The following is a 13068-nucleotide window of genomic DNA, read 5'->3' as shown; positions in this document are numbered from 1 at the left end:
CCACAGGCCCGGCGGGGCAACCCGCGGCCGGTCGGCCCTGCGGGTGCAACCCTGGTCTCCGCTCGCCCGGATGGGCCGCCGCCCGGCCGCCGTGTCGCGCGTGGCGACGCTCCAGGCCGTCCCCGACATCGCCGCCGGAATCTCCGCCTCGCCCGAGCCGGCACGGTCCAGCCGGGGGCACCCGGCCCGGGGCCTCGCGGATCCGGCCGCGCTCCTCGACCGGCCGGCGACCGGACGGATCCCGAGCGCCGACCGGCTAGTCGCCGAATCCGCGCTGCTGCCGGCCATCGCCTTGGGGCTGCCGCTCCTCGACCTGCGGCTGCCGGCACCGCTCTGCACGGGCGACGAGGTTCGGATCCAGGCCTATGCCGCCCGCATCAGCGGCAGCGTCGGCTTGAAGCCCGGTGACGACCTCGACCTGTTCGGGCCGGACGGCGCACCGCGGCCCCACCTTGCGCCGGTGATGCTGGCGATGTCGGCGGTGGAACTCGGCACGCTCCGGGCCGGACCGGACCTCGTCGCCGGGGCGATCGCCCGTCTGAGACCGCTCACGCCTTCGGCAAACAATACCCCCCCCTAGCGGCGAGCCTTGCGGTTCGGCCCGCCCCGCGCCACCTCTGCCCGGCCTGTCCCCCTCACCACGAGCCCGCCCGTGCCCCTGACCGACCTTGCCGCACGCGCCGGCTCGGCCGTCAAAGCCTTCGCCGAAGCCTCGCACGACCTCTTGATCCAGCCGACGCTCCGGCTCGGGGTCACCGGGCTCGCGCGCTCGGGCAAGACCGTGTTCACCACGGCACTGATCCACCATCTCGTGGAGACCCACGCCCTGCCGGCCTTCGCGCCCGCCCAGGAGGGCCGCCTGCGTCGCGCCAAGCTGGTGCCGCAGCCCGACGACGACGTGCCGCGCTTTCCCTTCGAGGAGCATTTCGCGACCCTCACCGAGGCGCGGCGCTGGCCGCGCTCCACCGACCGGATCAGCCAGTTCCGCCTGGAGATCGCCTACGAGCGCGCCGCCGGCTGGCGCACCGGCCCCGCCACCCTCATGCTCGACGTGGTCGACTATCCGGGCGAGTGGCTCCTCGACCTCGCCCTGATCGAGACCAGCTACACGGCGTGGTCCCGTTCCACGATCGGCGGCACCCGCCGCCCGGGTCGCGCGGCCGTGGCGGCGCCGTGGCTCGAGGCGCTCAAGGGCTTCGATCCCGACGGCCCCCTCGACGAGATCGCGGCCGAGCGGGCGAGCGACGCCTTCAAGGCTTACCTCGCCGGCCTGCGCGCCGGCCCGGAATCGGTCGCCACGACGCCTCCGGGACGGTTCCTGATGCCGGGCGACCTCGCGGGCTCCCCGGCGCTCACCTTCGCGCCCCTCGATCGCCTGACCGAGACGATCGCCCCGAACAGCCTCGCCGGGCTGATGGAGCGGCGCTTCGAGGCCTACAAGACGAAGGTCGTCACGCCCTTCTTCCGCGACCACTTCCAGCGGGTCGACCGGCAGATCGTGCTGGTCGACGTGCTCTCGGCAGTCGATGCCGGGCCGACCGCCCTGGCGGAGCTGGAGGAGGCGCTGGACGCCGTGCTGCTGAGCCTCAACATCGGCCGCAACACCGTCCTGTCCCGGCTTTTCGCACCCCGGGCCGACCGGGTCCTGTTCGCCGCCACGAAGGCCGACCATCTCCACCAGACGAGCCACGACCGGCTCGACGCCCTGCTGCGGCTGCTCGTGTCCCGGGCCATGCGGCGGACGGAAGCCGCGGGCGCCCGCGTGGGCACCGTGGCGCTGGCCTCCGTGCGCGCCACCCGGGAGACCACCGTCCACGACGGGTCGGAGACGCTGCGCGCGGTGGCCGGCACCCCGGAGGCCGGCGAGGTGGTGGGCGACGAGGTCTTCGACGGCAACGGCGAGGCCGCCATCTTCCCGGGCGAGTTGCCGGCCCGCGCCGAGGCGGTGCTTGAGGGTGCGGTCGAGCCGGGCTCGCTCCGCTTCCCGCGCTTCCGGCCGCCGCTGGTGCGGCCCGACGGGCTCGGCCGGCCCGGGCACCTGCCGCAGATCCGGCTGGACCGGGCGATGCAGTTCCTGATCGGCGACAGGCTGGCGTGACGATGTCGGTGAATCTGCGGAGTCCCCAGCCATGACCCCGGGCCAGAAACCCCGTGCCTTCCGAATCACCCCTGAGCCGGCAGCGGAGCCGAGCGTCACCACGACGCCGCTCGCCGCCCGGCTGCCGCAGGCGCGGATCGTGGAGGACCCCTTCGAGATCGTCGACGCGGCCGACGGCGTCGCCGTGCCGGTGGCGCCGCGGTCGCGTTCGCCCTGGGGCGCCCTGTTCCTCTCGGCGGTGGGTGGCCTCGTCTCCCTGGGCGTCGGCCTGTCGGTCGAGCGGATGATCGCAGACCTGTTCCAGGCCGCGCCGTGGCTCGGCTGGGTGGCGCTGGCCCTGCTCGGCCTCGCGGGGCTGGCGCTCCTGGCCATCGTGGTGCGGGAACTCGCCGGCCTGCGGCGCGAGAAGAAGATCGAGCGCCTGCGCCAGTCGGCGCTGGACGCCCTCGCCACCCGCGACCACACCGGCGCGCAGGCGGTGGTGCAGGCGCTCTCGAGCTTCTACGCCGACCGCGACGCCCTGTCGGCGGGCCGCGCCCGGATCGACGCGGCCGCGGACGCGATCCTCGACGTGGACGACCGGATCGGGCTCGCGGAGCACGAGCTGCTGGCGGGGCTCGACCGGCAGGCGCGCAACGCCATCGCGACGGCGGCCAAGCAGGTCTCGGCGGTGACGGCGCTCAGCCCGCGGGCGATCGTCGACGTGGCCTTCGTGGTGTTCGCAGCCGTCCGGCTGCTGCGCCGGATCGCCGCCATCTACGGCGGCCGGCCCGGCTTTCTGGGCTTCCTGCGGCTGGGGCGGGCGGCGCTCGCGCATCTCACCGTCACCGGCGGGATGGCGGTAGGCGAGAGTGTGATGCAGCAGGTTCTGGGGCTCGGCATCGCCGCCCGGGTCTCGGCCAAGCTGGGCGAGGGCGTGCTCAACGGGCTGATGACCGCCCGGTTCGGGCTCGCGGCGCTGAACGTCTGCCGGCCGCTGCCGTTCGTGCGGGAGACCCCGCCGCGGCTCGCCGACGTCGCCGGCGAACTGCTGCGCTCGGCCGAGGCCGAGCCGAAATAGCGACGGCCTACTTCCCGCCCGCGGCGGCGCGGCGGTTGGCGATGCGCGAGAACATGTTGCCGGTGTAGTCGGCGGTTTTCGGCTTCTCGGGCTCGCCGAGCTTGGCCTCGAAGGCCTCGATCCGCTTGAGCAGCGTCACGTCGTTGAACAGCGAGCTGTTGAAGTTGCTCTGGGCGCGGGGGCCCAGGGCGGTCTGAACCGTTTCGAGTCGTTCCAGAAGCTCTTTGCGCGTCACGGTGCTCTCCAGGGGCGGCTTCGGGACGAAGAACCGCCCGTGCCCCCACTGAAGGCTGCGGTGGTAAACGGCGCGTTAACGAGCGCCGGTCACAGCCCCTTCAGGAACCCGGCGAGCCGCATCAGCCCCTCCRGCCAGGGCCCGTGCCCGCTCGCCACGTTGATATGGCCGGATTCGCCCGCGTCGACCGTCAGCGCGCCCCAGGCGTGGGCGAAATCGTCAGCGCGCTCGTAGCGGCAATGCGGATCGGTGCGGCTGGCGACCAGCAGCGACGGGAAGGGCAGGGGATCCCGCGGCATCGGCGCGAAGGCCCGAACCGAATCCGGCAGGTCCGGCGCCTCCTCGACATCCGGGAGGGCCACCAGCAGGGCGCCGCGCACGACGCCCGCCGGGAAGCGCGGCGCCGCCTCGACGCAGGCCACGACCCCGAGGCTGTGGGCGATCAGGATCACCGGCCGCGTCGCCGCCGCGACCGCCTCGGCGATGCGCCCGCACCACGCCTCCGGGGTCGGGGCGTGCCACTCGTCCTGCTCCACCACGCGCGCGGTGGCGAGGCGGCCGGCCCAGCGGGCCTGCCAATGGTCCTCCTCGGAGCCCCCGAGCCCCGGGACGATGAGGATGTCGCAATCGGCGGTCTTCATGGCGCGATGCCTATCGCCCTCCGGGCAGGGCGTCGAGACCGTCCGGTCACGCGGCCGCGATCGGGCCGACCCGCTCCCGCGCCAAGATATGGCGGGCGATCTGCATGGAGGCACGGTTCTTCGCCTTGGCCTCGATCTCGAAATCCGCCCAGACGAGATGGCGGGCGACGAGGTCGTTCACCGCCCGGTTCCACATCATGTCGGAATGGGCCGCGAGGTCCCGGACCGCATGGCCGGCGGCGCGCAGGGCCGGGTAGTCCGGCAGGGCATCCGGATCGCGATCGGACGCGACCGCCTCCCGCGACACGCTGATATGGGCCACCGGCCGCACGCCGCGCCAGGACTCCGTCACCCGGGCGATCCGGGGATCGTCCGGCTCGAGGTATTCGCCGCCGCTCTGGACCCAATGGTGATGGAGGTCGAGCACCACCGGCACCACGTCGGCGAGACGCAGCACCGCGTCGAGGCCGAAGACGTTCTCGTCGTTCTCCACCGTGACGAGGTCGCGCGCGATCCGGCTCGCGCGGGGGAGGGTGGCGCGAAAGCCCTCGACCCCAGGGTCGCCGGCGCCGACATGGATGTTGATATGGGCGCCGTGCGGGTGCCAGCCGCCGCCGTACCCCATGCGGTCGAAGATCTCGGCGTGGTAGTCGAGCTCCGACAGGCCGTTGGCGATGGCCGCCGGGTTCCGGCTCGCCAGCAGGCAGAACGGGCCGGGATGGAAGCTCAGGCGCACGCCGAGCCGGCGCGCCAGGGCGCCCGCCTCCGCTAGGCCGCGCTCCACGAGCGCCGCCATCTCCGGCTCGACGTAGAGGGCCTGCGCGATCGGGTGGGTGTAGCCCGGCAGGACGTTGCTGGCCATGCGCAGCAGGCGCTCGATCGGCGGCCGGCCCCCGACCCAGGCGATCTGGCGGGCGAGGGCGTCGAGATTGTGGGCGACGAGGCCGGCGAGCTTGGTCCGCCGGGCCGCAGGATCCAGCTTGGCGAGATGCGCCATGGTCACGCTGGTGAGGTTCATGTGCAGGGTGGCCTCCCGCTCGGCCTTGAGGGTCGCGTGGGTGCCGGGAGGCTCGTCCAAGACAAATTTGCAGCAGAATCCAAGGCGGGGCTGATCGCGCATAACGGGCACAACGCGCGGGCGACCGAGGTGTCCCCGTCGAACGCGCGGAACGGCCGCCGCACGACGACGTTGGGAGTCCCGAGCGCGGCAGTTCCGCGCACTGGCCCCCGGACACATGCCCCCGTCACCGCCGCGTTCGACCGGACACTCCGAGACCGGCTCGATCCTGTGGATCCTGATGCTCGGCTCGGCGCTGGTCGCCCTCGCCGCGGCGCCGGGCCGGCGGGGCAGCGCGGCGACGGTTCCCGCCGAACCGCCGCCGAGCGAGCCCGAACGGCCCCGCGACGACGAGCGGGGATTGCGGAAGGGCGTGGCGGCGGGGGCGCGGTCGATCTCGGGTCGCGCCGCGCTGCTCACCGCCGCGACCCAGCCGGAGCGGGGCCGCGGCGCCGACAGCCCCGCCGAGATGACGCGGTCCGGCTGGAAGGACATCGCGGTCCGGGTGTACCTGGAATTCAACAAGGACCGGGTTCTGGCGGTCGCCGCCGGCGTGACCTTCTACACCCTGCTGTCGCTGTTCCCCGCCATCGCCGCGCTGGTCACCTGCTACGGGCTGTTCGCCGACGTGACCGTGATCAACGACCACCTCGCCCAGCTGCACGCGGTGCTGCCCTCCGGGGCGGTCGAGCTCATCGGCGATCAGGTCAAGCGCATCGCCGCCAAGGGCAGCGGCTCCCTCAGCATCACGTTCTTCTCGAGCCTGCTCCTGTCGATCTGGAGCGCCAACGCGGCCATGAAAGCGATGTTCGATGCGCTGAACGTCGTCTACGAGGAGGAGGAGAAGCGCAACTTCTTCTGGCTCAACCTCCGGTCGCTCACCTTCACGGTGGGCGCCCTGCTGTTCATCATCATCGCCCTCAACGTGATCGTGGTCGTGCCGGTGGCCCTGAACTTCCTGGGCCTCGGCTCCACCGCGTGGCTGCTCGCGACCCTGCGTTGGCCGGCGATCCTGATCGTCCTGCTCGGCGGCCTCTCGGTGCTCTATCGCTTCGGTCCGAGCCGGGAGCACGCCCGCTGGCGCTGGGTCGGGGTCGGCAGCGTCGTCGCCGGCCTGCTCTGGCTCGTCGCCTCCCTCCTGTTCTCCTGGTACGTCGCCAGTTTCGGCACCTATAACGAGACCTACGGCTCGCTGGGCGCGGTGGTCGGCTTCATGACCTGGATCTGGATCTCGTCCACGATCGTCCTGCTGGGGGGCGAGATCAATGCCGAGCTGGAGCACCAGACCGCCCGCGACACCACCACGGGGGCGCCCGTGCCGCTGGGCGCCCGCCGGGCGCGGATGGCCGACACTGTCGGCGCCGCCGCCTGACCGCCGCATTCGGTTCAGGCACGGGGCGAACCCGGCTCCGGGGCTGCCGGAAGTGCTGCGCGATCCCTATATAGCGTGGCGAAAAGGGAGATCGTCATGGCCGATACGCCGACCACCAGCCCCGAGGCTCGCAGCGACGCCGAGTGGCGCGCGAGCCTGACGCCGGAGCAGTATCGGGTCCTGCGCGAGCACGGGACGGAACGGGCCGGCACGAGCTGCCTGCTCGCCGAGAAGCGCGCCGGCACCTTCACCTGCGCCGGCTGCGGGCAGCCGCTGTTCGAGCAGGGCACCAAGTTCGAGTCCGGAACCGGCTGGCCGAGCTTCTTCGACCCCATCGACGGGGCCGTCGAGACCACGGTGGATCGCAGCCACTTCATGGTCCGCACCGAGGTGCACTGCTCCCGCTGCAAGGGCCATCTCGGCCACGTCTTCGACGACGGCCCGGCGCCGACCGGCTTGCGCTACTGCATGAACGGCGCCGCGATGGATTTCGAACCGGCGGAGTAGAGCGCGCGGTTCCGAATCGGGGCTCGAAACCCGGCGCGGAACTCGGGATATCGGGGACAGAGCGCACCGCGGCAGGATCGTCGAGCCGATCCGGTCTTGATTTCGTCGCGTTTTTGCTTAGCGCTCTATAGTCTCAGGTTGTCGCTGTCCGGTGAATGGCGACGGAAGCGGTCAGGCTCTGGCGAATACGGCGTTGCAGTCCAGCTTATACGGCATGCGCGGCGGTTCCACTTGCTCCCTTCCGTCCAGTCCGGCAGCGCTCGGGGCTGTCCGCCGGATCGGCGCGCCGCCGACCAAGCGGGAGGGGTAAAAGTACATGAGCACCGTTCGCCGATTTCTGGTCGCACCGTCGCTGGTCCGTCTGATCCGCAAGGAACGGGGTGGCGCCCGGATCACCGAGGGTCACTTCGCCCCTCAGAATGGCCGCGCCTCCTACGTGCGCGTGGACGGCCAGAACTGCCAGCTGGTGCTGGTGAACAAGGGGGCGGACGGCATCCCCGTGGAGGAGCGCACCGAGGTTCCGCGCGCCCATGGCGACGCGCTGCTCGACGTCTGTCCCGGCAAGGCCGCCTACGACCGCACCACCCTGAACGCCGGCGGCCGTGAGATCGCCATCGACCGCTACGTCACGCCCGGCAGCCTGGACCTGATCAGCGTCGCCTTCGACCACGACGGCGATGCGGCCGGATTCCATGCGCCGAGCTGGTTCGGTCGTGAGGTCAGCAACGAGCCGGCCTTCGAGCGTCAGGCCCTCGCCATCCAGGGCGTGCCGGCTGCCGAGGAGGTGGCCCTGAGCAACGCGGCGCTGGACGCGGTGCTCGACCTGATCGAGCCCCGGTTCGGCTTCGGCCGCTACGGCAGCAGCAGCCGGACGTCGGAATCCGATGACGGTGCGATGGGCGCGATGCGTCGGGCCGTGRCCCCGGCCGCCCCGGCCGCGGCCGCTTCGGTCATCCCGGCCCCGCCGCCGCCCGCCCCGGAACCCGCCGCGGCATCGCCGCGTCCGGTGGAACCGGCCCCGGAGCAGCATCCCGACCCGGAGCCGGAGCCTGAGGCGGCTCCCGTGCCGGAGGCGGCCGTGCACGCCGCCGAGACGCATGCCGCGCAGCCCGCCACCGGAGACGCCCTCCACGGGGATGCCCGCATCGACGACGTCATCGAGAGCCTGTCTCAGGCCCTCGGCGCGGCGATCCACCAGCAGCCCGACCCCGCCGCCGAGCACAAGGACGGAAAGGGCGACGACCCCGCCTCGATGTTCGAGCGGTGGACCGTGCGCCCCCGCCGGACCCAGCAGCAGACCTGAGCCGGACCGGCGCGCTCCAGCGCGTCGATACCGGGACGCCTCCGGGCCGCAGTGCGGATCGTGCTGCGGCCCGTTCCTTTATGGTGCCCCCGTAGGGTGTGCCGGGGCTCCTTCGGACCGGCCCGTCCGTTCAGTCGCGGATCACCACCGCCGCCCCGCCGCGGCTCCGGGCGAGGCTGAACAGGGCGGCGGCGTGGCCGGGCGACAGGCGGATGCAGCCGTGGCTCGCCCGGCGCCCCAGGGCGCCCGTCGCGAAAGTGCCGTGGATCGCGTAGCCGCCGCGGAAGAACATCGCGTGCGGCATCGGTGAGCCGTGATACTTGCGGGAGCGCCACATCGGCGCCATCAGGCCGACGCGGAACCGGCCATTGGGCGTGACGTAGCCGCGCCGGGCCGTGGAAACCGGCCACTCGTAGGCGGGATAGCCATCCACGTAGACGCGCATGCGCTGGCGCGACTGATCGATCTGCGCGACGACACCGGCGGCGGCCGGTCCGACCGAAAGGCCGAGGAGAACGGCGCCCAGGAACGCCGTTCCGGTCCGCTTGAGTCCAGCCACGGTCACGCTCCGAAGATCACCGATCGTCGTCGGTGGGCGGGCGAGACCGGCCCGCAAGGCCGGTACAGCCGCGCTCCCGGGCATGCGCGCAATTGTCAGACGAGAAAAGTCTTCGCCGACGGGATCGACAGGTTTTTGTCACGATTGGTTCCCGGCTGATTACCGGGCGGCCGTTGAGGCGCGGGATGATAATCGCTAGCGTGCCGGCACATTGGGAGGGTGCGCGGCAGTCGCACGGGATGGACATGGCACAGGCAATCCACGCGACGGGTCCGACCGCGGCACCCCGCGAGCCCTGGTACAAGGTGCTCTACATTCAGGTCCTGATCGCCATCGCGCTCGGTGTGCTGCTCGGTTGGTACGACCCGGCCGCCGGCAAGTCGATGAAGTGGCTCGGCGACGCCTTCATCGGCCTGATCAAGATGATGATCGCCCCGATCATCTTCTGCACCATCGTGCACGGCATCGCGTCGATCGGCGACCTCAAGAAGGTCGGCCGCGTCGGCCTGAAGGCGCTGGTCTACTTCGAGGTGGTCTCCACCCTCGCGCTGCTGATCGGCGTCATCGTCGGTGAGGTGATCAAGCCGGGCGCCGGGTTCAATGCAGACCCGTCGAAGCTCGACGCCAGCAAGGTCGCGACCTACGCCAGCAAGGCGGCCTCCGATTCCACCGTCGCCCACATCCTGGCGATCATCCCGAAGAGCTTCTTCGATCCCTTCGCCACCGGCGACCTGCTGCAGGTGCTGCTGATCTCGATCCTCACCGGCGTGGTGGTGACGGGACTGGGCGAGCGCGCCGCCGCGGTGAACCACGTGATCGACACGGCCGGCCAGATCTTCTTCAAGATCATCGGCATCGTGGTGAAGCTCGCCCCCATCGGCGCCTTCGGTGCCATGGCGTTCACGATCGGCGAGTACGGCATCCAGAAGGTCTACGACCTCGCGTGGCTGGTCGGCACCTTCTACGTCACGGCGGCGCTGTTCGTGCTGGTGGTGCTCGGGACGATCGCCCGGGTGGCGGGCTTCTCGATCCTGCGCTTCCTCGCCTACATCAAGGACGAGCTGCTGATCGTGGTCGGCACCTCATCGTCAGAGACGGTGCTGCCGCAGCTCATGACGAAGATGCGCCGGCTCGGCGCGTCGGACTCCGTGGTCGGCCTCGTGGTCCCGACCGGCTATTCGTTCAACCTCGACGGCACCAACATCTACATGACCCTGGCCACGCTGTTCCTGGCGCAGGCCGTGGGCGTGGACCTGTCGGTGACCCAGTACGCGACGATCATCCTGGTGGCGATGCTGACCTCGAAGGGCGCCTCGGGCGTCACCGGCGCGGGCTTCATCACCCTGGCGGCGACGCTCTCGGCGATCCCGAACAGCCCGGTCCCGGTGGCCGCCATGACCCTGGTGCTCGGCATCGACAAGTTCATGTCCGAGTGCCGCGCGCTCACCAACCTCGTGGGCAACGGCGTCGCCTGCGTGGTGGTCAGCCGGTGGGAGGGCGAACTCGACGTGGCCAAGCTCAACGAGGTGATGGCCCACCCGTTCGCCATCGGCACCCACATCGCCGACGAGGCGCCGCAGCCGATGGGGACGGACAGCAAGGTCGCCGCCGCCGAGTGATGGGATCGCCCACGGAAGGAGCCGAGGGGCGCCCGCGCCTCGGCATCGACCTCGGCGGCACCAAGATCGCCGGGATCGTGCTGGGCCGGGACGGATCGACCCTGGCCGAGGCCCGGGTGCCCGCCCCGCGCGGCGCCTATCGGGCGACCCTCGAGGCCGTGGCCGACCTGGTTCTGTGCCTCGAAGCCGAGGCCGGCGCCCCCTGCAGCGTCGGCATCGGCATGCCGGGAAGCCTCTCCCCGGCGACCGGCCTCGTGCGGAACGCCAACTCGCACTGGCTCAACGGCCAACCGTTCGCGGCCGACCTCGGCGGGCGGCTGGCGCGGCCTCTCCGGATCGAGAACGACGCCAACTGCCTGGCGGTCTCGGAGGCGATCGACGGCGCCGGCGCGGGCGCGCGCGTGGTCTGGGCGGTGATCCTGGGCACCGGCGTCGGCTCCGGCATCGCCATCGACGGGCGGGCACTCACGGGCAGCAACGGCATCGCGGGCGAATGGGGCCACGGCCCCCTGCCGGCGCCCCGCGACGAGGAACGGCCGGGTCCCGCCTGCTATTGCGGCCGCCGGGGCTGCGTCGAGACCTGGCTATCCGGACCCGGGCTCGCGGCGGACCACGCGCGGCGGCACAGCGGGAGCCTGACCGCCGAGGCGGTCGTCGCGGAAGCCCGTGGCGGCAGCGTGGCGGCGCAGGAGACGCTGGCCGTGCACCTCGAGCGGCTCGGTCGCGCGGCCGCCCAGGTGGTGAACCTGCTCGACCCGGATGTGATCGTGATCGGCGGCGGCCTGTCGCGGATTCCGGAGCTGATCGCGGACCTTCCGGCGGCGATCGCCCCCCATGTCTTCTCGGACGCCTTCGACACCCCCGTGCGGGCGAGCCTGCACGGCGACGCGTCGGGCGTGCGCGGGGCGGCGTGGCTGTGGGAGGCGGAGACCGTCTGAGGCCCGTCCCACGCCAGTCCGGGCTCGATCAAACCGCCAAGCTCATAGAGACGTCGCTTGCGGGTCCGAAGGGGGCAGGGCAGGAGGGCGGCATCGCCTCGCCGAAGCCCCGATGATCGTCCGCACCCGGCCCAACCTGCTGACCCTGCTGTTCACCCTGCGCGGCTCGATCCTGCCGCGGGTGGCGCCGAAGCTCGCCGGGATCGTCGGGGTCTCCTGCGCGGTTGTGTGGGCGGAGTCGCGGTGGCCCACGCTGTTTCCGGTCTCCGCGGGGGTCACGCCCTTCACCGTGGTGGGCCTCGCCCTCTCGATCTTCCTGAGCTTCCGCAACAACGCCTGCTACGAGCGCTGGTGGGAGGCCCGGAAGCACTGGGGCAGCCTGATCGGCGAGGTGCGCAACCTCGCCCGCATCCTCCCGGCCCTGCTGCCGGAGCGGGACGCGGCCCTGCAACTGCGACGCCTGTCGGCCTTCGCGCACGGGCTCCACGCCCGCCTGCGCGACCTCGACGAGGGGGCGGCGGTCGCACGGCGGAGCCCTGATTCGGACCTGGGCGGTCCGAACCCGACCGACTCGGTGCTGGCTGCGATCACCCGCGACCTGGCCGTGCTGACGCGCGCGGGCCGCCTCAGCGACATCCAGTTCGGCATTCTCGAAGCCCGGATCGAGGCGCTGTCGGGCGTCCACACCGCCTGCGAGCGCCTCGCCAACACGCCGCTGCCCTTCGCCTACACCCTCCTCGTCTACCGGACCGCGTGGCTCTACTGCCTGCTCCTGCCGGTGGGCCTCACGGGCTCCCTGGGCTGGACGACGCCGGTGGTGGTGGCACTCGTGGCCTACACGTTCTTCGGCCTCGACGCCCTTGGCGACGAACTCGAGGAGCCGTTCGGCACCGAGCCGAACGACCTGCCCCTCGACGCCATGGTCCGCGCCGTGGACCGCATCGTCCACCACGCCCTCGGCGAGCCGATGCCGGAGGCGCTGGCGCCGGACGGGTACTGGCTGCGCTAGCGTCGGCGCCTATCCGTTCCAGGCGCGCAGCACGGGCTCGGTGCGGTCGTGCTCGTAGCCGAGCACCGAGACGCTCGCAGTGCCGAGGACGAGGCGTGCACCGCCCTGCGGCGGCAGGCCGATCCAGCGCGCCGCGAGCACCCGCAGGACATGCGCACTGGAGAATACGATGAGGTCGGCATCGCGAGTACGGGCTTGGGCGATGACCCGGTCCGCCCGAACCCCGACGGCCTCGGCCGTCTCACCGCCCGGGCAGCCGTCGCGGAACAGGCGCCAATCCGGCCGCTCGGCCAGGATCGCCTTCGTGGTCCGGCCCTCGTAGGCGCCGTAATCCCATTCGGCGAGATCCGGATCGATCACGCGCCGGTCTCCGAAACCCGCCAGCGCGCAGGTGGTGGAGGCCCGGCTCGACGGGCTCGACCAGGCCTGCGTGTAGGAACGGGCCGCCAAGCGCGGGGCGAGGGCGCGCGCCGCGGTCTCGCCCTCCGGGGTCAGAGGAATGTCGCTGCGCCCGGTATGCTGGCCGGACCGGCTCCAGGCGGTCTCGCCGTGTCGGACCAGCGTGATCTGCGGAAACGGGCTCTCGGACATGCACGCCTCCCGGGGCGCGTCCGCGGCGGCCCTATCATCAACGCGGTTGCCGCGCTTCCGTCTCATCCGCCCGGCAGAC

General features: G+C 72.0%; 13 protein-coding genes and 1 pseudogene. 9 read left to right on the top strand and 5 right to left on the bottom strand.

What is annotated here, in order from left to right; genetic code table 11:
• The 3 genes and pseudogenes from AC1DXK_RS18740 to AC1DXK_RS18730 form a co-directional block, all read left to right on the top strand.
• A pseudogene (locus AC1DXK_RS18740) lies at nucleotides 1-580 on the top strand (hypothetical protein); the annotation flags it as partial.
• A 72-nt stretch (nucleotides 581-652) separates the two neighbouring features.
• Entirely contained in the window at nucleotides 653-2098 is a 1446-nt protein-coding gene (locus AC1DXK_RS18735) for a YcjX family GTP-binding protein (protein WP_457107984.1), read from the top strand.
• Between the two features lie 31 nt (nucleotides 2099-2129).
• Nucleotides 2130-3158 carry a YcjF family protein gene (locus AC1DXK_RS18730; protein ID WP_457107983.1) on the top strand — a complete coding sequence of 343 codons (1029 nt, stop codon included), beginning with the start codon at nucleotides 2130-2132 and terminating at the stop codon, nucleotides 3156-3158.
• A 7-nt stretch (nucleotides 3159-3165) separates the two neighbouring features.
• Here the strand turns inward: AC1DXK_RS18730 and AC1DXK_RS18725 are convergent, their stop codons facing one another.
• The 3 genes from AC1DXK_RS18725 to AC1DXK_RS18715 all read right to left on the bottom strand — a co-directional run bounded on the left by AC1DXK_RS18725 (nucleotide 3166) and on the right by AC1DXK_RS18715 (nucleotide 5154).
• The gene (locus tag AC1DXK_RS18725) at nucleotides 3166-3393 is read right to left on the bottom strand and encodes a hypothetical protein (RefSeq protein ID WP_457107982.1); all 228 of its coding nucleotides are present in this window, start codon (nucleotides 3391-3393) and stop codon (nucleotides 3166-3168) included.
• An 89-nt stretch (nucleotides 3394-3482) separates the two neighbouring features.
• On the bottom strand, nucleotides 3483-4034 hold the full coding sequence (locus AC1DXK_RS18720; RefSeq protein ID WP_477298630.1) for an RBBP9/YdeN family alpha/beta hydrolase: 552 nt from the start codon (nucleotides 4032-4034) through the stop codon (nucleotides 3483-3485).
• A 46-nt stretch (nucleotides 4035-4080) separates the two neighbouring features.
• The gene (locus tag AC1DXK_RS18715) at nucleotides 4081-5154 is read right to left on the bottom strand and encodes a UV damage endonuclease UvsE (RefSeq protein ID WP_457107980.1); all 1074 of its coding nucleotides are present in this window, start codon (nucleotides 5152-5154) and stop codon (nucleotides 4081-4083) included.
• 115 nt (nucleotides 5155-5269) lie between these two features.
• Here AC1DXK_RS18715 and AC1DXK_RS18710 point away from each other — a divergent pair, with 115 nt between their 5' ends.
• The 3 genes from AC1DXK_RS18710 (at nucleotide 5270) to AC1DXK_RS18700 (ending at nucleotide 8273) form a co-directional block, all read left to right on the top strand.
• Nucleotides 5270-6463 carry a YihY/virulence factor BrkB family protein gene (locus AC1DXK_RS18710; protein ID WP_457107979.1) on the top strand — a complete coding sequence of 398 codons (1194 nt, stop codon included), beginning with the start codon at nucleotides 5270-5272 and terminating at the stop codon, nucleotides 6461-6463.
• Nucleotides 6464-6559: 96 nt separating this feature from the next.
• Nucleotides 6560-6970: a peptide-methionine (R)-S-oxide reductase MsrB gene (gene msrB / locus AC1DXK_RS18705; protein WP_457107978.1), complete on the top strand. Its 411-nt coding sequence runs from the start codon at nucleotides 6560-6562 to the stop codon at nucleotides 6968-6970.
• A gap of 316 nt (nucleotides 6971-7286) precedes the next feature.
• Nucleotides 7287-8273, top strand: coding sequence for a hypothetical protein (locus AC1DXK_RS18700; RefSeq protein ID WP_477298627.1), 987 nt, complete (start codon nucleotides 7287-7289; stop codon nucleotides 8271-8273).
• A 130-nt stretch (nucleotides 8274-8403) separates the two neighbouring features.
• Here AC1DXK_RS18700 and AC1DXK_RS18695 read toward each other — a convergent pair whose 3' ends face one another.
• Nucleotides 8404-8832 (bottom strand): L,D-transpeptidase, encoded by a 429-nt coding sequence (locus AC1DXK_RS18695; protein ID WP_457107976.1) that lies wholly within the window; start codon nucleotides 8830-8832, stop codon nucleotides 8404-8406.
• A 245-nt stretch (nucleotides 8833-9077) separates the two neighbouring features.
• On the opposite strand from AC1DXK_RS18695, the gene AC1DXK_RS18690 reads away from it, so the two are divergent.
• From AC1DXK_RS18690 to AC1DXK_RS18680, 3 genes are all read left to right on the top strand, one after another.
• Nucleotides 9078-10451, top strand: coding sequence for a dicarboxylate/amino acid:cation symporter (locus AC1DXK_RS18690; RefSeq protein ID WP_457107975.1), 1374 nt, complete (start codon nucleotides 9078-9080; stop codon nucleotides 10449-10451).
• Entirely contained in the window at nucleotides 10451-11389 is a 939-nt protein-coding gene (locus AC1DXK_RS18685) for an ROK family protein (protein WP_457107974.1), read from the top strand. Before AC1DXK_RS18690 ends, AC1DXK_RS18685 begins: the two co-directional genes overlap by 1 nt.
• A gap of 112 nt (nucleotides 11390-11501) precedes the next feature.
• On the top strand, nucleotides 11502-12398 hold the full coding sequence (locus AC1DXK_RS18680; protein ID WP_457107973.1) for a bestrophin family protein: 897 nt from the start codon (nucleotides 11502-11504) through the stop codon (nucleotides 12396-12398).
• A 9-nt stretch (nucleotides 12399-12407) separates the two neighbouring features.
• On the opposite strand, the gene AC1DXK_RS18675 is transcribed toward AC1DXK_RS18680, so the two are convergent.
• Complete coding sequence (locus AC1DXK_RS18675) at nucleotides 12408-12989, bottom strand: histidine phosphatase family protein (protein ID WP_457107972.1); 582 nt, start codon at nucleotides 12987-12989, stop codon at nucleotides 12408-12410.
• Nucleotides 12990-13068 lie beyond the last annotated feature (79 nt).

This window comes from Methylobacterium sp. P3_A11 (assembly GCF_056403155.1).
Note: the sequence above shows the minus strand (reverse complement) of the source record. Positions and strands in the feature narration are given on the sequence as shown.

Excerpts from the sequence above, each read along its gene's own strand:
- AC1DXK_RS18730 (WP_457107983.1), top strand. The coding sequence starts at position 2,130 with ATGACCCCGGGCCAGAAACCCCGTGCCTTCCGAATCACCCCTGAGCCG.
- AC1DXK_RS18715 (WP_457107980.1), bottom strand. The coding sequence starts at position 5,154 with ATGCGCGATCAGCCCCGCCTTGGATTCTGCTGCAAATTTGTCTTGGAC.
- AC1DXK_RS18710 (WP_457107979.1), top strand. The coding sequence starts at position 5,270 with ATGCCCCCGTCACCGCCGCGTTCGACCGGACACTCCGAGACCGGCTCG.
- msrB (WP_457107978.1), top strand. The coding sequence starts at position 6,560 with ATGGCCGATACGCCGACCACCAGCCCCGAGGCTCGCAGCGACGCCGAG.
- AC1DXK_RS18690 (WP_457107975.1), top strand. The coding sequence starts at position 9,078 with ATGGCACAGGCAATCCACGCGACGGGTCCGACCGCGGCACCCCGCGAG.
- AC1DXK_RS18685 (WP_457107974.1), top strand. The coding sequence starts at position 10,451 with ATGGGATCGCCCACGGAAGGAGCCGAGGGGCGCCCGCGCCTCGGCATC.
- AC1DXK_RS18680 (WP_457107973.1), top strand. The coding sequence starts at position 11,502 with ATGATCGTCCGCACCCGGCCCAACCTGCTGACCCTGCTGTTCACCCTG.
- AC1DXK_RS18675 (WP_457107972.1), bottom strand. The coding sequence starts at position 12,989 with ATGTCCGAGAGCCCGTTTCCGCAGATCACGCTGGTCCGACACGGCGAG.